Annotated in this window: 18 protein-coding genes and 2 pseudogenes; 10 read left to right on the top strand and 10 right to left on the bottom strand. The window is 63.6% G+C overall.

Going from position 1 to position 18,369, the window contains the following annotated elements:
• Positions 1–9: 9 nt before the first annotated feature.
• From ACUXVA_RS19640 to ACUXVA_RS19630, 3 genes and pseudogenes are all read right to left on the bottom strand, one after another.
• Entirely contained in the window at positions 10–2,211 is a 2,202-nt protein-coding gene (locus ACUXVA_RS19640) for an RNA degradosome polyphosphate kinase (protein WP_445487624.1), read from the bottom strand.
• Between the two features lie 145 nt (positions 2,212–2,356).
• Positions 2,357–3,035: pseudogene (locus ACUXVA_RS19635) on the bottom strand (chromosomal replication initiator DnaA).
• 40 nt (positions 3,036–3,075) lie between these two features.
• Positions 3,076–3,621 carry a CDP-alcohol phosphatidyltransferase family protein gene (locus ACUXVA_RS19630; protein ID WP_320109752.1) on the bottom strand — a complete coding sequence of 182 codons (546 nt, stop codon included), beginning with the start codon at positions 3,619–3,621 and terminating at the stop codon, positions 3,076–3,078.
• Between the two features lie 168 nt (positions 3,622–3,789).
• Between ACUXVA_RS19630 and purM the strand changes: the two genes are divergently transcribed.
• The 3 genes from purM to ACUXVA_RS19615 all read left to right on the top strand — a co-directional run bounded on the left by purM (position 3,790) and on the right by ACUXVA_RS19615 (position 6,004).
• On the top strand, positions 3,790–4,863 hold the full coding sequence (gene purM / locus ACUXVA_RS19625) for a phosphoribosylformylglycinamidine cyclo-ligase (RefSeq protein WP_445487622.1): 1,074 nt from the start codon (positions 3,790–3,792) through the stop codon (positions 4,861–4,863).
• A 7-nt stretch (positions 4,864–4,870) separates the two neighbouring features.
• Positions 4,871–5,524, top strand: coding sequence for a phosphoribosylglycinamide formyltransferase (purN, locus tag ACUXVA_RS19620; RefSeq protein WP_265078812.1), 654 nt, complete (start codon positions 4,871–4,873; stop codon positions 5,522–5,524).
• 96 nt (positions 5,525–5,620) lie between these two features.
• Positions 5,621–6,004, top strand: coding sequence for a hypothetical protein (locus tag ACUXVA_RS19615; RefSeq protein ID WP_265078813.1), 384 nt, complete (start codon positions 5,621–5,623; stop codon positions 6,002–6,004).
• 128 nt (positions 6,005–6,132) lie between these two features.
• Here the strand turns inward: ACUXVA_RS19615 and ACUXVA_RS19610 are convergent, their stop codons facing one another.
• On the bottom strand, positions 6,133–6,336 hold the full coding sequence (locus ACUXVA_RS19610) for a cold-shock protein (protein ID WP_265078814.1): 204 nt from the start codon (positions 6,334–6,336) through the stop codon (positions 6,133–6,135).
• Between the two features lie 477 nt (positions 6,337–6,813).
• Here ACUXVA_RS19610 and ACUXVA_RS19605 point away from each other — a divergent pair, with 477 nt between their 5' ends.
• Positions 6,814–7,995 carry an autotransporter outer membrane beta-barrel domain-containing protein gene (locus ACUXVA_RS19605; protein ID WP_445487619.1) on the top strand — a complete coding sequence of 394 codons (1,182 nt, stop codon included), beginning with the start codon at positions 6,814–6,816 and terminating at the stop codon, positions 7,993–7,995.
• A gap of 10 nt (positions 7,996–8,005) precedes the next feature.
• Here the strand turns inward: ACUXVA_RS19605 and ACUXVA_RS19600 are convergent.
• Both ACUXVA_RS19600 and ndk read right to left on the bottom strand, forming a co-directional pair.
• A pseudogene (locus tag ACUXVA_RS19600) lies at positions 8,006–8,835 on the bottom strand (TerC family protein).
• Positions 8,836–8,908: 73 nt separating this feature from the next.
• Positions 8,909–9,331 carry a nucleoside-diphosphate kinase gene (gene ndk / locus ACUXVA_RS19595; protein WP_265078816.1) on the bottom strand — a complete coding sequence of 141 codons (423 nt, stop codon included), beginning with the start codon at positions 9,329–9,331 and terminating at the stop codon, positions 8,909–8,911.
• A gap of 265 nt (positions 9,332–9,596) precedes the next feature.
• Here ndk and ACUXVA_RS19590 point away from each other — a divergent pair, with 265 nt between their 5' ends.
• From ACUXVA_RS19590 to ACUXVA_RS19580, 3 genes are all read left to right on the top strand, one after another.
• On the top strand, positions 9,597–9,869 hold the full coding sequence (locus ACUXVA_RS19590) for a sulfur globule protein precursor (RefSeq protein ID WP_265078817.1): 273 nt from the start codon (positions 9,597–9,599) through the stop codon (positions 9,867–9,869).
• 185 nt (positions 9,870–10,054) lie between these two features.
• On the top strand, positions 10,055–10,243 hold the full coding sequence (locus ACUXVA_RS19585) for a hypothetical protein (protein ID WP_445487616.1): 189 nt from the start codon (positions 10,055–10,057) through the stop codon (positions 10,241–10,243).
• A 77-nt stretch (positions 10,244–10,320) separates the two neighbouring features.
• The gene (locus ACUXVA_RS19580) at positions 10,321–12,210 is read left to right on the top strand and encodes an ABC-F family ATP-binding cassette domain-containing protein (protein WP_445487614.1); all 1,890 of its coding nucleotides are present in this window, start codon (positions 10,321–10,323) and stop codon (positions 12,208–12,210) included.
• A 6-nt stretch (positions 12,211–12,216) separates the two neighbouring features.
• On the opposite strand, the gene ACUXVA_RS19575 is transcribed toward ACUXVA_RS19580, so the two are convergent.
• Positions 12,217–12,618 carry a RidA family protein gene (locus ACUXVA_RS19575; protein WP_445487612.1) on the bottom strand — a complete coding sequence of 134 codons (402 nt, stop codon included), beginning with the start codon at positions 12,616–12,618 and terminating at the stop codon, positions 12,217–12,219.
• Between the two features lie 169 nt (positions 12,619–12,787).
• On the opposite strand from ACUXVA_RS19575, the gene ACUXVA_RS19570 reads away from it, so the two are divergent.
• Complete coding sequence (locus ACUXVA_RS19570; RefSeq protein ID WP_265078821.1) at positions 12,788–12,916, top strand: hypothetical protein; 129 nt, start codon at positions 12,788–12,790, stop codon at positions 12,914–12,916.
• Between the two features lie 22 nt (positions 12,917–12,938).
• On the opposite strand, the gene ACUXVA_RS19565 is transcribed toward ACUXVA_RS19570, so the two are convergent.
• The 3 genes from ACUXVA_RS19565 to ACUXVA_RS19555 form a co-directional block, all read right to left on the bottom strand.
• Positions 12,939–13,502 (bottom strand): hypothetical protein, encoded by a 564-nt coding sequence (locus ACUXVA_RS19565; RefSeq protein ID WP_413776373.1) that lies wholly within the window; start codon positions 13,500–13,502, stop codon positions 12,939–12,941.
• 119 nt (positions 13,503–13,621) lie between these two features.
• Positions 13,622–14,074: a DNA polymerase III subunit chi gene (locus ACUXVA_RS19560; protein ID WP_265078822.1), complete on the bottom strand. Its 453-nt coding sequence runs from the start codon at positions 14,072–14,074 to the stop codon at positions 13,622–13,624.
• Positions 14,075–14,092: 18 nt separating this feature from the next.
• A complete protein-coding gene (locus tag ACUXVA_RS19555; RefSeq protein WP_445487609.1) occupies positions 14,093–15,595 on the bottom strand; it encodes a leucyl aminopeptidase in 1,503 nt (500 codons plus the stop codon).
• A gap of 497 nt (positions 15,596–16,092) precedes the next feature.
• Between ACUXVA_RS19555 and lptF the strand changes: the two genes are divergently transcribed.
• Positions 16,093–17,271: an LPS export ABC transporter permease LptF gene (lptF, locus tag ACUXVA_RS19550; protein ID WP_445487607.1), complete on the top strand. Its 1,179-nt coding sequence runs from the start codon at positions 16,093–16,095 to the stop codon at positions 17,269–17,271.
• On the top strand, positions 17,268–18,365 hold the full coding sequence (gene lptG, locus ACUXVA_RS19545) for an LPS export ABC transporter permease LptG (RefSeq protein ID WP_445487605.1): 1,098 nt from the start codon (positions 17,268–17,270) through the stop codon (positions 18,363–18,365). Before lptF ends, lptG begins: the two co-directional genes overlap by 4 nt.
• Positions 18,366–18,369 lie beyond the last annotated feature (4 nt).

The following is an 18,369-nucleotide window of genomic DNA, read 5'->3' as shown; positions in this document are numbered from 1 at the left end:
GCGGATTCCTTACGACGACTGCTGACGCTCGGCTTTGCGCGTGAGGCGGCGCGGCGAGGATTCTTTGAGCGATTTGCCACGGCCAGACAGACTTGGATGCGTCATGAAGTAACTATGTACGTTGAAGGGTTCCTCACCCTTCGCGGCCTTCATACGCGTTGACGACCCGTCCGGCAACAACTGCCAGCTCTGCTCGTTATCCTTCAGGTTCGCCACCATGATTTGCTCGAGAACCTGTTGATGAACGGTAGGATTTTGCAGCGGGCACAGGATCTCGACGCGGCGGTCGAGGTTGCGCGGCATCATGTCGGCCGAGGAGATATAGACCGCAGCCTTGGCGCTCGGCAGGCCGTGGCCCATGCCGAAGCAATAGACGCGGCCGTGTTCGAGGAACCGGCCGATGATCGACTTGACGCGGATGTTCTCCGACAGGCCTGGCACGCCGGGCCGCAAGCAGCAGATGCCGCGCACGATCAGCTCAACCGTGACCCCGGCGTTGGAAGCGTCGTACAGCGCGTCGATGATGTCGGGATCGACCAGTGAATTCATCTTCAGCCAGATCGCACCCGGCTTGCCGGCGCGCGCGAAGGCGGCCTCGCCCTGGATGTGCTCAATCATCCGCTTGCGCAGCGTCAGCGGCGACACCGCCATCTTCTCGATGTCGCTCGGTTCGGCATAGCCTGTGATGTAGTTGAACACCCGCGCCGCGTCGCGGCCGATGGTCGGATCGGACGTGAAGTAGGACAGGTCGGTGTAGATGCGCGCGGTGACCGGGTGGTAGTTGCCGGTCCCGGTGTGGACGTAAGTGGCCAACGTGCCGCCCTCGCGGCGGACCACCAGCGACAGCTTGGCGTGGGTCTTTAACTCAAGGAAGCCATAGACCACCTGAACGCCGGCGCGTTCGAGATCGCGCGCCCATTTGATGTTGGCCTCCTCGTCGAAGCGTGCCCGCAATTCGACCAGCGCAGTGACCGACTTGCCGGCCTCCGCGGCTTCCACCAGCGTGCGCACGATCGGCGAGTTGTTCGAGGTGCGATAGAGCGTCTGCTTGATCGCCACCACGTCGGGATCGCGCGCCGCCTGCTGCAGGAACTGGACCACCACGTCGAAGGACTCGTAGGGGTGGTGAACGACGAGGTCCTTCTGCCGGATCGCGGCAAAGATGTCGCCGCCGTGGTCGCGGACCCGCTCCGGATGGCGCGGGACGTAGGGCACGAATTCCAGGTCGGAACGGTCGAGGCGCGTCAGTTGCGACAACTCGTTCATGGCCAGCACGCCGTCGACCAGCAGGATCTCGTCATCGCTGGTGGACAGCGCGCGCTGCACGAAGGCGCGCAGTTCGGCGGGCATCGTGGCTTCGATTTCCAGCCGGATCACCGATCCCCGGCGCCGCCGCTTCAGCGCGGTCTCGAACAGCCGCACCAGATCCTCGGCCTCTTCTTCCACTTCCAGTTCGCTGTCGCGGATGATGCGGAAGGCGCCTTGCCCCTTGACCACATAGCCGGGGAAAAGCCGGCCGATGAACAGGCCGGTGGCCTGCTCCAGCGTGATCAGGCGGGCCGCACTGTCTTTCCCGGTGCTGGGCAGCCTGATGAAACGGTCGATCTTGCCGGGCATGCGGATCAGCGCATTCATCGGCTTGCCGTCAGCGACGCGCGCCAGGTGCAGCGCGATAGTGAAGCCGAGGCTGGGGATGAACGGGAACGGATGCGCCGGGTCGATCGCCAGCGGCGTCAGCAGCGGAAAAATGTTGTGGAGAAAATGGTCCTCGATCCAGGTCCGCTCCGCCTTGGTGGCGTCCTTGCCATCGAGCAGCACGATGCCGACATCGGCCAGCATGCTGCGCTGGTCGCGCCAGATCGCCTGCTGATCGATGGCCAGCTTCGACACCGCCTCGTTGATCAGCGCCAGCCGCTCCGCCGGAGTCAGGCCGTCCGGGCTGCGCTCGGTGATGCCCTCGCGGACCTGGGCCTTGAGGCCGGCGACGCGGACCATGAAAAACTCGTCGAGATTGTTCGCGGAGATCGACAGGAAGCGCACCCGCTCCAGCGCGGGATGGCCGGGATTGACGGATTCCTCGAGCACCCGGCGGTTGAAGTGCAGCCAGGACAGCTCGCGATTGATGAAGCGCTCAGGCCCCGAAGCAATTACCGCAACAGGTTGGGGTTCGCCATTTTTTTCTTCAATAACAATATCTTGCGTCGATTCCATAACGTTTCGATCCATCCCGATTCCGGTCGTATTGGCGCGCTGGCAATCGGCCCGAACCATGTGCGAACCACATGACACTTCGATGACATTGATGAACTTGCCAGCGACGCCGTCAAGCGCGGCATCGCGCTCCTGGGAGGCTAAGTCAGGCGTCGCGCAGCAGTTCCGCGGCCAATGCGCGCGTCACCGGACGGCCCCGCCGCAACGCCTCGGTATCGAGCAATTCGACCGCCTGTCGGGCTGCGGCAAAAGATCGCTCGATCCGGCTGGCGAGATAACTCACCACGGTTTCGTCCACGGTCAGTTGCCGGTCGGCGCAAAACTTGACGATGAGTGCACGCAGCAGTTGATCGTCGGGCGGCATCAGATTGATTACCGGCACCGCGCGCAGGCGCGAGCGCAGGTCGCGCAGTTCGATCGGCAGTGCGGCCGGGGCGACCCGCGCGGTGATCAGCACGAAGGCTTCGTCTTCGCGCGCAAGATTCAGTAGGTGAAACAGCGCGCGCTCATCCAAAGTGGCAACGTCGAGATCCTCCACCACCAGCGCGCCGGTGGCGAGAGCTCCGGGCACGGAAGCGGCGGTCAGGGCATGGGCGCCGGTCGAGCGGGCACCGGCCTCTTCCGCCCAGATCGCCGCGAGATGGCTCTTCCCGGAGCCTTCGGGGCCGACCAGCAGCATCACGCGGTTCGGCCAGTCCGGCCAGCTCGTCGATCAGGCCGAGCGCAGCCGCATTGGCCGGGCCCTCAAGAAAATTGTCGCGGGACAGGCTTTCCGCATGGGGCAGCGCGAACGCCAGCCGTCGAGGTTGTACGCGGCCTGTCACACAGTCACTCCATGCCTGACGGCCTGCCCGGTCAGGGCGATCAGCGGGTTGGCTCGATCGTGCTCATATGCCGCATCCACTCGACCAGATAGAGGGACACCGAAAGCAAGGTCAAGACCGTCACAAAACCCATTAGAATCAAATCGTAAGGGGACGATTTGAAGCCAAATCCGAGGGCCGCGAGAACCAAGGCGGCGAATGCCACCTGGGCCACCGTATTGAGCTTCGACACCATCAGCGGCTTCATCGGGATCGGCTTGCCGAACAACCATGACACAATCACGGCGCCGACGATCATGATATCGCGCGACACCACCAGAATGACGATCCAGCGCGGCACCGCGCCCCAGATGCCCAAAGCGACATAGATGGAAACCAGCAGCGCCTTGTCGGCGAGCGGATCGAGCAGCGCGCCCAGATCGCTTGCCATATTGAAGCGCTTGGCAAGAAATCCGTCCACGGCATCGCTGACCCCGGCAATCACGAATATTGCGAATGCGATTTCCATCTGGCTGGAGGCGATTGCCCAGACGATGACCGGCACCAGCAGAATGCGGCCGAGCGTAATAATGTTTGGAATACTCAACGTGGGCTTCCCGGCTCGGTCTGTTTCGCAATCCGGGCTTTGGCGGCCCTGACCGGCTGACGCTGTACATAGTCCATACCGGGCCTGCTTGCGAGCCATTGCACGCGACCGGAATCCGACGTAACCAGCCGAAATTACACCGTTTTGCTTAATGCCAGGAAACCGGCCATGACCGACCCGAAAAAAGGCCTCACCTACGCGGATGCGGGCGTCGATATCGATGCCGGCAACCGGCTGGTCGACCTCATCAAGCCGATGGTCCGCGCCACCGCGCGCGCCGGCGCGGATTCCGAGATCGGCGGCTTTGGCGGCCTGTTCGATCTCAAGGCGGCCGGCTTCAAGGATCCGGTCCTGGTCGCGGCCACCGACGGCGTCGGCACCAAGGTCAAGATCGCCATCGAAGCCGGCGTGCATGACGGGATCGGCATCGACCTGGTCGCCATGTCGGTCAACGACCTCGTCGTCCAGGGCGCCGAGCCGCTGTTCTTTCTCGACTACTTTGCCTGCGGCAAGCTCGATCCGGAGGCCGTCGCAGCGGTCATCGCCGGCGTGGCCGAAGGCTGCCGGGAGTCCGGCTGCGCATTGATCGGTGGCGAGACCGCCGAGATGCCCGGGCTCTACAAGGACGGCGACTACGACCTCGCCGGCTTTGCCGTGGGCGCCGCCGAGCGCGGCACGCTGTTGCCGACCAAAGACATTGCCGCCGGTGACGCCGTCATCGGCCTCGCCTCCTCCGGCGTGCATTCCAACGGCTTCTCGCTGGTGCGCAAGATCGTCGAGAACTCCGGCCTCGCTTATTCCGCGCAAGCGCCGTTCCTGCCGATCATGACCCTGGGCGGTGCGCTGCTGACCCCGACCCGGCTCTACGTCAAATCCTGCCTGCGCGCGATCCGCGAGACCGGCGCCGTCAAGGGCCTCGCCCACATCACCGGCGGCGGCTTCACCGACAATATCCCGCGCGTGCTGCCTAAGGACCTCGGCGTCCGCATCGACTTGAACGCGCTCACCGTGCTGCCCGTGTTCAAGTGGCTGGCCGAACAAGGCGGCATCGCCGAACTCGAACTGCTGCGGACCTTCAACTGCGGCATCGGCATGATCGCCATCGTCAAGCCCGACGCCGTGCAGGCGGTGATGGACATCCTCCGCGAGGGCGGCGAAGTCGTGACGCTGCTCGGCGAAGTCATTGCCACCGAGGGCGAGGAGCGCGTGATTTATGACGGGCATCTCGACCTGACCCTGTGAGGCCGTGATGCGCCGCCGCGTCGCTATCCTGATTTCCGGGCGCGGGTCCAATATGACCGCGCTGATCGATGCCGCAAAGGCTGACGGCTTTCCCGCCGAGATCGTCGTCGTGATCTCGAACAAGGCGGATGCGCCCGGCCTGGTCAGCGCCAACGCGCGCGGCATTGCCACGCGGGTGGTCGAGAGCCAGCCCTTCGGCAAGGACCGCGCGGCCTTCGAAACCACCCTGCAGCAAGCCCTGGACGATTGCAGCGTCGACCTGATCTGCCTCGGCGGCTTCATGCGGCTGTTCACTGCCGATTTCGTGCGGCGCTGGTACGGCCGCATGCTGAACATTCACCCGTCGCTGCTGCCGTCCTTCCCCGGCCTCGATCCGCATGGCCAGGCGTTGCGCGCCGGCGTCAAGATCTCCGGTGCCACGGTGCACTTCGTCATTCCGGAAACCGATGCCGGCCCGATCGTGATGCAGGGTGCCGTCGCCGTTGCCGATGACGACACCGCCGATACCCTGGCGGCACGCGTGCTGGCGATCGAGCACCGCATCTATCCGGAAGCACTGAGGTTGCTTGCAAACGGCGATGCCCGGCTCGATGGCGATCTGTGCAAGACCGTCGGGAGCGTCAGCCTTGCCGGCACGATGATATCGCCGGCCATTGTCTAGGTCGGCCCGCGCGCGCATGCGACAATTGCCAAGCGATCCCGGCGATTGCATAGTTGATAACAACGAATTGCCTGATGGCACTTAAGGGAATGAACAATGGCTGACGCCGATCTGGATGTCGTAATCCGGAACATTGCGAAACAACAGAACAAGAGCCTCATGGCAGCCGTGAAAAGCCGGCGCGATCGCTTCACGGCGCTCGCTACCAAGGCAAAGGACAAGGACGCCAGGGAACGCTTCAAGCAGATCGCCAAGACGACGATGGAGCACGGCACCGCCGCCGCCAGACGGCTGCTGATGTCCGCCGACAACGCGGCCGACAGCTACGCGCGGTCGGTGCGACTCGCCGCCGAAGCCGCCTCGGTGCAGAAGCTCGCTCCAGCCAAGCCGGAGGTTGTCCCGAAAAAGGCGGTTGCCCCGAAGAACAAGAAACCCGCCAAGAAATCTGCCAAGAAGGCGGCGAAGAAGACAAAAGCCTGATCGCGCAATTCGGGCGCTCGCTGTATCGCGGGTACTTGAACATTGCCCGAAAATGAAAAACCCCGGCTTGCGCCGGGGATCGCATCACATTCGATCGCCTTGCCGTGGTTTGCGCGGATCGTGACGAGTTACGAGACTTTCAGATTTTCAGCGGACGACTTGCCGCGGTTTTCGACAAGATCATATTCCACGACCTGATTTTCGTTGAGGGTGCTGAGCCCAGCGCGCTCGACGGCGGAGATATGGACGAACACATCCTTGTCCCCCGCATTCGGCTTGATGAACCCATAACCCTTGGTCGGGTTGAACCACTTGACGGTGCCCTTTTGCATCGCCGGTCTCCTGGTTGAGCTACAAAAAAGACGCGGCCACGCTCAACGCGTGCCACGCCACAAGCGGCTTTCGGTAGTCTGCTGAATGTCCTTCATCAAACGCACAGTCGAACGGCCTAAATCCGATTGTGCAGGAATTCCAACATGAAATTTGCGCGTTAGCAAGTGGCGACGCCGGCGGCGAAAGCATCGTCACGCCGCGATGCCCGCCTCTGACTCTCCTGCAGCTCTATTGCCGGATCCCGGCGCCGCGTTTGCCGCAGACTCGAACACGCTGCGGCGCTCGGTGCGCAAAAAGTCATATCGCACTGAATTATCTGGCGATTTCCGGAGCGCGACTGTGGCAATCGCAGCACAGCCGATTTCCAATCGCGCCGCACAAGCCTCGTGTACTGCAGCTATCCCGCAGCAATCGCGTATCGTGACGACGAGCCGGTCGACCATCTGCTGTCGGCCCCGGATCCTGGAAGCTCCATCATGCGCAGCACAATACGGAACTCGCAGACTGACAGCTCGGGTGGCAAGTTTGCCCGTGCGTTGGCGCTCGGTTTCGTCATTGGGCTAGGTCTGGCGCCCGCCTCCGCGCTTGCGCAGGGCATTCGACCTCCCCCGCCTGTTGTGACACCGCCAGTCATCGTTCCCGGCACGCCACCGCTCGTCGTCACGCAGCCGGCCATCGTGCCCGTTCCATCTGCAGCCGATAGCAATGCCAGGCTGTCGGCCGGCATCGCGCTCACCGATGTCGGCAGCAATTTCCTGCGACGGCTCGGCAACCAGGCCACCTGGGGCTTCAACAAGGCGCTGCGGACCAATGCCGGCGGCGGCGGTGGCTCCGAAGCCACCGAAGCACCGGGCTTCCGCACCTGGGCAGAGGCCTATGGCGTCACCGCCAATACTGGCGCGGTGGGCGATTTTGTTGGCGACAAGCGCAACACCGCCGGCGGTGTGGTCGGCTTTGGGGCGCGGGTGATGCCAGGCGTGAACCTCGGCCTGTCGGTCGATCAGAGCCGCACCTCCATCGATGTTCCACTGGCACTGCAATCCGCCACCCTCGATCTCACCCAGGTCGGCTTCAACGCGGCGATCGACAAGGGCGTGTGGACCTGGGCGATCGCGCTGGTGCACGGATCCGGCAGGATCGATAGCCGCCGCGACACCGGCCTCGGCTTCGCCACGGCCGGCTACAATGCCCGCATTGACGGCGTGCTCACCGAGCTCAGCTACTTCTGGAGCCTCGGTCAGGGGCGCATCGTGCCGAAGGTGGCGTTCGAATACGTCCATTCCTCGACGGACGCGCTGCAGGAGTTCGGCGGCCTCGACCCGGTCGCGGCGACCGGCGCGACCGCGGAGCGCTCACGCGTGCTGGTCGGCGCGGAAATCGGGCAATACTGGATCGTCGACCAGAAGATTTTCGACCTCTCTGCCTATGGCAAGTTCGTCGACAACGTCTCGCAGCGCTTCAGCCCGGTCACCGTCAGCCTCGGCACCGAGACCATCTCCATCCAGGGCATCGGCGAGAGTCGCTACGGCGCCGATGCCGGCGCGTCGGCATCGCTGAGCCTCACCGGCTCAGCCCGGCTCTACGTCAACTATGACGGCAAGCTTCGCTCAGCCGCGCAGTCCCACCAGGGGACGATCGGCATCGAATTCAAATGGTGAGTGCAGTGGCTTAGGCAGCCTGCTCGGTATGGGCGGTGCGGCTGCGGCGCCAGATCGATCCGACCGCCAGCACCACGACCACGCCCAGCAAGCCACACACCACTTCGCCGCCATGGCCGTTGCCGGCAAATCGCATGGCCAGGCCGAGCTTGGCGAGAATGCCATCGAGACCGGCACCGAGCGGCCCATCGAACATCCGATGCAGCAGCGGCGAGATGGCGGGATCGGTGGCGATGACTTCACCGGCAATCCAGCCCAGCAGTGCCGCGCCGGCCCAGACCAGCAGCGGCAGGCGGGTGAGCAGCGCCATGATCAGCGCCGCGCCGGCAACGATCAGGGGAACGCTGATTGCAAGGCCGAGGATCAGCAAGGGAACGCTGCCATTGGCGGCAGCAGCGACCGCAATGACATTGTCGAGGCTCATGACGATGTCGGCTACGACGACGATCTGCACGGCAGCCCACAAATGGGAGGCAGCATGGACGCCGTCCTCTTCCTCTTCTTCGGGAACCAGAAGCTTGGCGGCAATCACGATCAGGGCGAGCCCCCCACCAGCTTGAGGTAGGGCAATTCCATCAGCGTCGCGACGATGCCGGTGAAAATGATGCGCAGGATGACGGCGGCGGCGGCGCCGAGGATCATGCCCCACATGCGCTGCTTCGGCGCAAGGCTGCGGCATGCCATGGCGATGACGAGCGCGTTATCGCCCGACAACAGGATATTGATCCAGATGATCTTGCCGACGGCGAGCCAGAACGCTGGCTGCTGCATCTCGGTTTCGAACTGAACGATCACCGACTTGATAGTTGCCGGGTCAATAATATGCAGCAACCAATCCAAGTCAGCCTCCACAACGTGATTTTAGATAGATGTCCGGCCCGCCGCGGAGCGGCAGGCCGGGCGCCGATAGCGATTAGCCGACGATTTCGTTGCCGGAGAAGAACTGCGCGATCTCGATCGCGGCGGTGTCTGTGGCGTCCGAGCCGTGCACCGAGTTCTCGCCGATCGACTTGGCGTGCAGCTTGCGGATGGTGCCGTCGGCGGCCTTCGACGGGTCGGTGGCACCCATCACGTCGCGATGCTTGAGAACGGCGTTCTCGCCTTCCAGAACCTGCACAACCACCGGGCCGGAGATCATGAAGTCGACGAGTTCGCCGAAGAACGGACGCGCCTTGTGGACGGCGTAGAAGGTCTCGGCCTGCTCGCGGGTCATGCGGATGCGCTTCTGGGCGACGATGCGCAGGCCGGCCTTTTCGATCAGGGCGTTGATCGCGCCGGTCAGGTTGCGTTCGGTCGCGTCGGGCTTCAGAATCGAAAAGGTACGCTCGATAGCCATGATTTATCCTTGAAAAACAGTCGCTGGAAGATTGCGGCGCTTATATCGGCGCGAATGCCCAACGGCAAGAGATCAGGTCGAATGCCACAGGGTACCGTCCGCGTGGCTTGCCATTACCACGATTTCATCAAGATGAACCCCTCCTGACTCTGGTGTGCGACAGCCGTTCAGCTTGCCGCAGCTAGATTTGCGATGTTGAGACCGGTCGGTTCGGCACCGGGTTATTCACCGCAGGCGCCGAGGCGCCAGACTTGAGGAGACGATCATGTTCCGCAAACTCGCGCTGACTGTAATCGCGGCGGCCTCGCTTGGTGCGGCCGCGCTGGCCCCGACCTCCGCATCCGCCTGGGGCGGCCACGGTGGCTGGCATGGCGGAGGATGGCACGGCGGTGGCTGGCACGGCGGTTGGCACCGCGGCTGGGGCGGTCCCCGCTTCGTCGGCGGGCCGGCCTATTTCGGCGGTGGCGGATGCTATGTGCGGCGGCTGGTTCCCACACCGTGGGGTCCGCGCTGGCGGGTCATCAACCGCTGTTACTGATTGAGGCGGGAAATTCAGTACCCCGGCCGCCGTGGCCGGGGTGCTGAATGCCCGACGATGCCGGCGTGGCAGGATTTCATGCAATTTTCACCAAAAGCCGCTGAATTCAACAAAAGCGGAAACAATTCTGGTGTGCGCGACTTGGTCATGTGTCAGGAAATGACAACGCGCGATCGGAAATTGCTATGCCATCCCGAGTTGACGAGAATGCAGCACAGGCCATTGACCGCAACACCAGCGCGTCAATCTGCAATGCCATCGGCGAACGGCTGAGGCAGAATCTGGTTCCCGCATCCGGCGCCCTGCCTTCGCGCTTGCAAGCCCTGCTCGACGAGATGCAGCGCCAGGACGGTCATGGCTCCCGCGGAGCCTGACGCCGCTCTGCGCTATTTGGTGGCCGATCCAGCGACAATCGACTTGCCTTTGTGCGCTGCAGCGGTGACAACCCCGCATGCTTTCAATCACAGACATATCGATCCGGATCGCCGGCCGCCTGCTTATTGACGAGGGATCGGCGCAGATTACGCCGGGCTCACGGGTCGGCTTCGTGGGTCGCAACGGCGTCGGTAAATCCACCCTGTTTCATGCCATCCGCGGCGATCTGCCGCTGGAAACCGGCAGTATCTCGATTCCGCCGCGCTGGCGCATCGGCAGCCTCGCGCAGGAAGCTCCCGACGGCCCGCCGAGCCTGATCTCGGTGGTGCTCAAGGCTGATCTGGAACGCGCCGCTTTGCTGGAAGAAGCGGAGACAGCCACCGATCCGCATCGGATCGCGGAGATCCAGACCCGGCTGGTCGATATCGATGCCCATTCGGCGCCGTCGCGCGCCGCCGCCATTCTCAGCGGTCTGGGCTTCTCGACCGCCGACCAGGAGCGCTCCTGCTCGGAATTTTCCGGCGGCTGGCGGATGCGCGTGGCCTTGGCCGCGACCCTGTTCTCGGCGCCCGACCTGCTGCTGCTCGACGAGCCCACCAACTATCTCGATCTCGAAGGCACGCTGTGGCTCGAGGACCATCTCGCCAATTATCCGCGCACCGTGATCGTCATCTCCCATGACCGCGACCTGCTCGACACCTCGGTCGACCAGATACTGCATCTCGACCGCGGCAAGCTGGTGCACTATCGCGGCACCTATTCCGCTTATGAGGAATTCCGCGCCAACAAGGAAATGCTCGACGCCAAGAACGTCAAGCGCCAGGAGGCCGAGCGCGCGCGCCTGCAGTCATTCGTCGATCGCTTCAAGGCGACCGCCTCGAAGGCCCGGCAGGCGCAGTCCCGCGTCAAGATGCTGGAGCGGATGAAGCCGATCAACGCACTCGTCAACCAGGACGTTCGCGAGATCGTATTTCCCGCGCCGGAAAAGATCCTGTCGCCGCCGATCCTCGCCGTCGACAACGTCTCGGTCGGCTACGATCCCGCGCATCCCGTGCTCAACAAGGTCACGCTGCGCATCGACACCGCCGATCGCATCGCGCTGCTCGGCTCCAACGGCAACGGCAAGTCGACACTGGTGAAACTGCTTGCCAACAAGCTGGCGCCGTTTTCCGGCTCGATCACCCGCGCCGAGAAGCTCTCGATCGCCTACTTCGCGCAGCATCAGCTCGATGAGCTGGTGATGGACGCCTCGCCCTACGACCACGTCCGCAAGCTGATGCCGGACGCGCATGAGAGCAAGGTGCGCGCCCGCGTCGGCTCCATCGGTTTCTCCGGCAAGGCCGGCGATACCAAGGTCAACAGCCTGTCGGGCGGCGAAAAGGCCCGGCTGTTGCTTGGGCTTGCCACGTTCTTCGGCCCCAACATGATCATCCTGGACGAGCCGACCAACCATCTGGATATCGACAGCCGCGCGGCCCTGGCCGAAGCGATCAACGAATATCCCGGCGCCGTTATCATGGTGTCCCATGATCGCTATCTGATCGAGGCCTGCGCCGACCAGTTGTGGATCGTGGCCGACAAGACCGTCACCAATTTCGACGGCGATCTCAATGACTACCGCCGCATCGTGATGCAGCAGCGCGGCATGCGCGCCAGTTCGCGCGACCGCGCCGCCACCGGCAACAACGGCCAGAACAACAGCCGCGACAAGGACAAGCCTGCGAAGCCGAAAGAGAAGAAGGTCCCGCTGAAGCAGCGCGTCGCCGACGCCGAGGCTGAGATGGCCCGCATCAACGGCATCATTGCAAAAATCGATACCGCGCTCGCCCTGCCCGGCCTGTTCAAGAAGGATCCCAAGCAGGCCGCACAGCTCAGCAAGGCGCGCGCCGGCGCCGAAAGCGCGCTGGCACGGGCCGAAGAGCAGTGGCTCGCGGCGAGCACGCAGTACGACGAAGCGAACGGCTGAGCGCGTTCACGCCCGCCCGGCCGTTGCCACGCAGTCGATTTCGACGTCGAACGGTCCCGGCCATGACGGCACATGCAGGAAAATTCTCGCCGGTGAATCGCCTGAAAAATAGCGATCATAGACCGCATTGAACCGCGCGAAATGCGACGGGTCGGGCGTGCAATAGACGTTGCACTTGACGATCTGCCGCAGCGACGATCCGGCGGCCTCCAGGCATAATTTCATCTGCTGCAGCACGATCTCGACCTGGCGCTCGAACGGCACAGGCCTGACCTCGCCGGTGTCGGGATCGAACGGCGGAAGCCCGGACAGATAGACAAAGCCATTGGCGATCACGACCGGAAAGGCCAGTCCCTTGCGGTATCGTTCGAGATAGGTCGAGATCGGCTCTACGCGCAGTCGTTCCATCGTTCGTCCTCGCTGTGGTGTCGCCCACAGACCTAGACTGCAACCGCGCGCGAATGGTTCGGTCCGCACGGAACTGTGCCGTTTGCCCACGCGCGACCGGCGATGGATTTTGGTTTGATCGACAGCGCCGCAATCGAAATTGCGGAACGCGTCACCGGTGGTCATCGGGATGCTGGAAAGCAATGCCGGTGGCGGGGCATCGAGGCAGCGCGCGCCATTGACCGCGCTCGGCGCGAACGACGCGCTGCGCTTTGCGCCCAAACGTGATCAGAGGATTTTGGAAGCGGCCGGCGCCTAAGCCCGGCCCACGCGCACTTCGCCTACGTCGCGGCGCGCTTCTTCGGCTTCGGCCGGGCGACCTTCGGCTGCTGCACCGGCTCGGGGCCGCGTTCGACCATGGTCAGACGCCCGGCGGTAAACGTGTAGATCCCCGGTCGCGCGCCACGCGAATAGGTCAGCACGGCGACGCGATCGCCCCGCGGATTGTTGGAGAGGTTGACGCTGTCGGGCGCGCCGTTGCCGCGCGCCACGTCGCATTCGGTATGACCGAGCGCGACCACGCCGGGCCGCTCACCGGCCGGCGCGCCGGCCGCGCCATCGGCGAGTGCATTGGCATCGGTCGCTCCGGGTGGCGCCATGCCGGGGCACATGCCATCGGCGCTGATCAGATCCTCGGCAGATACCGGCTTGTCGGGGGTGAGCGGCGGGCTGTCGATCGACACATTCTTGATGAAGACCCGGCCGGGCCTGGAAAACCAGTCCGCGTCCTTGGACAGCAGGTCCGACGAAAACATGTCGCCGCCCATGCCCGCACAACCGGCAAGCAAGGGGCCCGCGAGCAGCAGAACGAACAGTCCGATCCGGTGATGTTTCTCGTGTCGCACGATGAACTCAATTCCCACAACGCCTAAGCGCCTGTAACACCATCCATTTGCGGCACGACCATGGCTGGAGACAAGCGCCGCCGACGAAACCGCAGATTATCATTAATATCAAACAATACCTATTGCTTGCGTTGCCATCGCCCGTGCTCGTCGGTCTGCCAGTAGGCCACCGAAAAGCCGCGGGCCTTGCTGGCGGTCCAGGCCGCACGGGCGATGGCCAGCGCGTCGGGATCGTCGCCGTTGAAGACCAGCACCATGCGTTCGTAAAGTTCGCCGTCGGCCGGCAGCCCAGCATTGTCCACCAGAAACCTGACCTGAGCCCCGTTCGGATTGCCCTCCTCCACCGCAAGAATCACCGGCTGGTCCGCCGCATCTGCCGCACGCCAGGTGGCATGCGGCAGAAAGGAATCCTCACGGTAGGTCCACAGATGCGCATCCAGCGCATCCGCCCGTTCTTCCGACGACGCCTGCACCACCACCCGCCAGCCGCGCGCCAGGGATTTCTCCAGCAACGGCGGCAGGACGTTCTCCAGCGTCATGTCTTGCAGGTGATAGAACAGGACTTCGGTCATCGGGTCGGGCCGTCTGCGCTACTTGCCGGCTTCGTAATAGTCCGCCACCAGCCGGTCGAGCAGACGGACGCCGTAGCCCGAGCCCCAGCTCTGGTTGATCTCGGTCTTGGGTGCGCCCATGGCGGTGCCCGCGATGTCGAGATGCGCCCACGGCGTGTCGCCGACGAAACGCTGCAGGAACTGGGCGGCGGTGATCGAGCCGCCATTGCGGGCGCCGGCGTTCTTCATGTCGGCGAACTGCGAGTCCATCATCTTGTCGTATTCCGGCCCCATCGGCAGCCGCCAGACCTTCTCGCCGGTGGCCTGCCCGACCGCATAGAGCCGCTCCGACAACTCGTCATTGTTGGAGAACAGTCCTGCATGTTCGGTGCCGAGCGCAACCAGGATCGCGCCGGTCAGGGTCGCCAGATCGACCATGAACTTCGGCTTGATCTTCTCTTTCACGTACCAGAGCACGTCGGCCAGCACGAGGCGGCCTTCGGCGTCGGTATTGATGATCTCGATGGTCTGGCCGGACATCGAGGTGACGATATCGCCGGGCCGCTGGGCGTTGCCGTCCGGCATGTTCTCGACGATGCCGATGGCGCCGACCACGTTGCACTTGGCCTTGCGGCCGGCCAGCGCATGCATCAGGCCGACCACGCAGGCGGCGCCGCCCATGTCGCCCTTCATGTCCTCCATCGAGCCCGACGGCTTGATGGAAATGCCGCCGGTGTCGAAGGTGACGCCCTTGCCGACGAAGGCGACCGGCTGCTCGCCCTTCCTGCCGCCGTTCCAGCGCATCACCACCATGCGGCCGGGCTGAGTCGAGCCCTGCGACACGCCGAGCAGCGCGCCCATGCCGAGCTTGGCCATGGCCTTGACGTCGAGCACCTCGACCACAACCCCAAGCTTCTTCAGTTCGGAAGCGCGGCGCGCGAACTCGGCGGGAAACAGCACGTTCGGCGGCTCGTTGACCAGCTCGCGGGCGAGAATCACGCCATCGACAATGTGCGCCTCGGGCGCAAACGCCTTTTTCGCCGCCGCAACATCTTCCACCGCGATCGAAACCGCAGCTTTGACGGCGGTATCGTCGCCGTCCTTCTTCTTGGTCTTGTAGCGATCGAACTTGTAGGCGCGCAGCAGCACGCCTGTTGCGATGGACGCGGCCTGCCCCGGCGTCATGGCGCCGTCCGGCAATTCGGCCATCACCGTAACCGTATCGGTGCCCGCCGTGATCTTGCCGGCCAGCACGCCGCCAAATTTGAGGATGTCTGCGTCCTTGAGATCCGCAACCTTGCCGGTGCCGATCACGATCAGCCGAGTCGCCTTGAGACCTTCAGGGGCGAGAATATCGAGGGCGGCGGCGTTCTTGCCTTTGAACTGGCTGGCGGAAGCAGCCCGCTTCACGGTGGCGGCGGCAGCGCCCAGCACCTTGGCCGTGGCCGCGCCCAGCTTCAGCGAGTCGTCGCAGAACACCACGAGAACGCCGCGCGCGGCAGCGGAAAACGGAACAAAGCCGACCTTGACGGCATCGGGCATAGGGAAATCCTCCAAAAAGTCAGGTGTGTCGCAGAGGTCGGGCGAGAATCCGGTCGGTGCGGCGGTTCAGACGTTTTGTTGTCGCCACAGCCAGAGCCGTCAAGTCAGGTTCTGACCTTATATGGCCCCGCGGGCGCAGTTTCGTGCATTGGAACCGGGGGCACGTCCAGTCTCGTCTCTAGTGCTGTACGGAAACAACGCCTCCATGTCCGGATGCCTGCCGTACGATAGATAGGTCAAGCACCGGCGCGCGCGGCCAGCGCCGGTCGGCCTTCGACGCCGATCTGCAGGGGCGCCCTAGTGGCCCCCGGGCCACATGGTAAAGGATAATTAACCATATCCCCAGTGAGCCATCTGCCGGCCATTTTGTTGACCAATCAAAGGGATGGTAAGTGAGAGAGTGTGCAGTCAGAACACGGCGGCGTGACTATGGGGGATCCCTCACCGGGATTGGCCACGCAGGCGGATTTCGGGCTGGGATGGGATTGAACTGACCGATGGGGTCAATCGACAGATATATCTTCCGCACGACGCTTGCGTCGTTTGCGCTAGTTCTGGTCAGCCTGACTGGCGTGATCTGGATTACGCAGGCGTTGCGCGGAATCGATCTGATGACGAGCCAGGGTCAGACCATCCTGACCTTTCTCGGCGTGACCAGCCTCGCCATTCCCGTACTGCTGTTCATTATCGCGCCTATCGCCCTGATGATCGCGGTGTCGCACACGCTCACCAAGCTCGCGACCGATTCGGAAATCATCGTGATCAATGCCGCGGGCATGTCGCCGCTGCGGCTGTTCAGGCCATTTTTGTACGCTACCGTCGTCGTCGCGCTTCTGGTCGCGTTCATCGGCTCCTATCTGGCGCCGGACGGCATGCGCCGGCTGAAGCGCTGGGACGCCGAGATCACCGCCGACGTGATGTCGAACATCCTGCAGCCCGGCCGCTTTGCGCAGCTCGACCAGAATCTCACGATGCGCATTCGCGAGCGGCAGCCAGGCGGGCTGCTGGTCGGCATCTTCGTCGACGACCGTCGCGATCCCAAGGAACGCGTCTCCATCGTCGCCGACCACGGCACCGTCATGAAGAACGGCGACGGCTCCTTCCTGATCCTCGAGGATGGCAATCTCGAACGCTTCGAGCTCGGCAAGACCGATCCGGCCATGGTCGCATTCGGCCGCTACGCGTTCGACATGTCGAAATTCTCCAACCGAAGCAAGGACGTCACTTACGGAATCCGCGAGCGTTACCTGTGGGAGCTGGTGTCGCCGCCGGCAGACGATCCGGTCTATGTGCAGATGCCTGGCGCCTTCAGCGCCGAGCTGCATGATCGCCTCACGGCGCCCCTCTATCCGTTCGCCTTCGCTGCCCTTACCTTCGCCTTCCTCGGCACCCCGCGCACCACGCGGCAAAGCCGCAATTTCTCCATCGGCTGTTCGATCGCCGCGGTGTTCGGACTGCGCATGGCGGGGTTTGCCGCATCCGTCATGGCCGCCAAATCGAGTTTTGCAGCCCCCTTCCAGTACCTCATGCTGTTTACAGCCATTGGCGCCAGCGTCTGGATCATTGCCGGCGGCATCGTCATCGAACCGCCGGCCGGCCTGATGGAAGCCATCAACAGATCGAACGCGCGGCTGCTGCGCTGGTCGCGCCTGGGTCGGCGGCCTGTTGCCACATGAGCATGGTGACCAACACCCTTGGGCGATATTTTGCCGGTCGCTTCCTGACGGCTGCGGTCGGCGTGTTCGTCAGCATCTTCATGCTGCTGGTGCTGGTCGACTACATCGAGATGGTGCGGCGAACCTCCGGGCTGCCAACCGCCTCCGCGCTGATGGTGGCGGAGACGTCGCTGTTCCGCGTGCCGCAACTGCTCGAAAAGATGATGCCGTTCTGCATCCTGATCGGGGCAATGACCTGCTACCTGGCACTGTCGCGGCGGCTCGAACTGGTCGTGGCACGCGCCGCCGGCGTGTCGGCATGGCAGTTCATTTCGCCGGCGCTGGTGTGCGCCTTGGTGCTCGGCGTGCTAGCCACCGTGGCGTATAATCCGATGTCCGCCAATCTGCGCGAACTGTCCAAGAAGATGGAGGCCGAACTGTTCGGCGACGCCCCTGGCGGCGGCGTGCAGGACGCCTCGGGCTTCTGGATCAACCAGGTCAACAGCGAGGGCCAGGCGATCATCAATGCCGCCCGCAGCGAACAGCAGGGTATGCGCCTGACGGGGCTGACAGTGTTCCGTTTCGGCACGGACTTTCAGTTCATGGAGCGGATCGAGGCTCGCGAGGCATCGCTGGAGACCGGCCGGTGGCTGTTCAAGTCGGTACGGCGCTACACCCTCGATTCGCCGGCAGTCGATCAGGACACCATGTATCTGGCCACCTCGCTGACCCCGGCCCAGGTCCGCAACAGTTTCTCGACCCCCGAAACCGTGTCATTTTGGCAACTCCCGTCCTATATCAAGTCATCGGAAAGTTCTGGCTTTGCAACCGCAGGTTATCGTCTGCAGTACCACAAACTCATTGCACAGCCATTTTTGCTGGCTGCGATGGTCATGCTTGCAGCTTCGGTCAGCCTGCGGTTCTTCCGCATGGGCGGAGTCCAGAAGATGGTTTTGAGTGGCGTGGGCGCGGGCTTTCTGCTCTATGTTCTGTCCAAAGTGACTGAAGATTTGAGCAAGGCTGAGTTGATGCATCCGATCGCTGCGGCGTGGCTGCCTGTATGTGTGGGCGGCCTCACCGGCTTTTTGGCCTTGTTGTACCAGGAGGACGGGTAGTGGC

Source organism: Rhodopseudomonas sp. RCAM05734 (assembly GCF_052658035.1).
The sequence above is the reverse complement of the archived record's forward strand: the minus strand, read 5'-3'. Positions and strand labels throughout refer to the sequence as shown.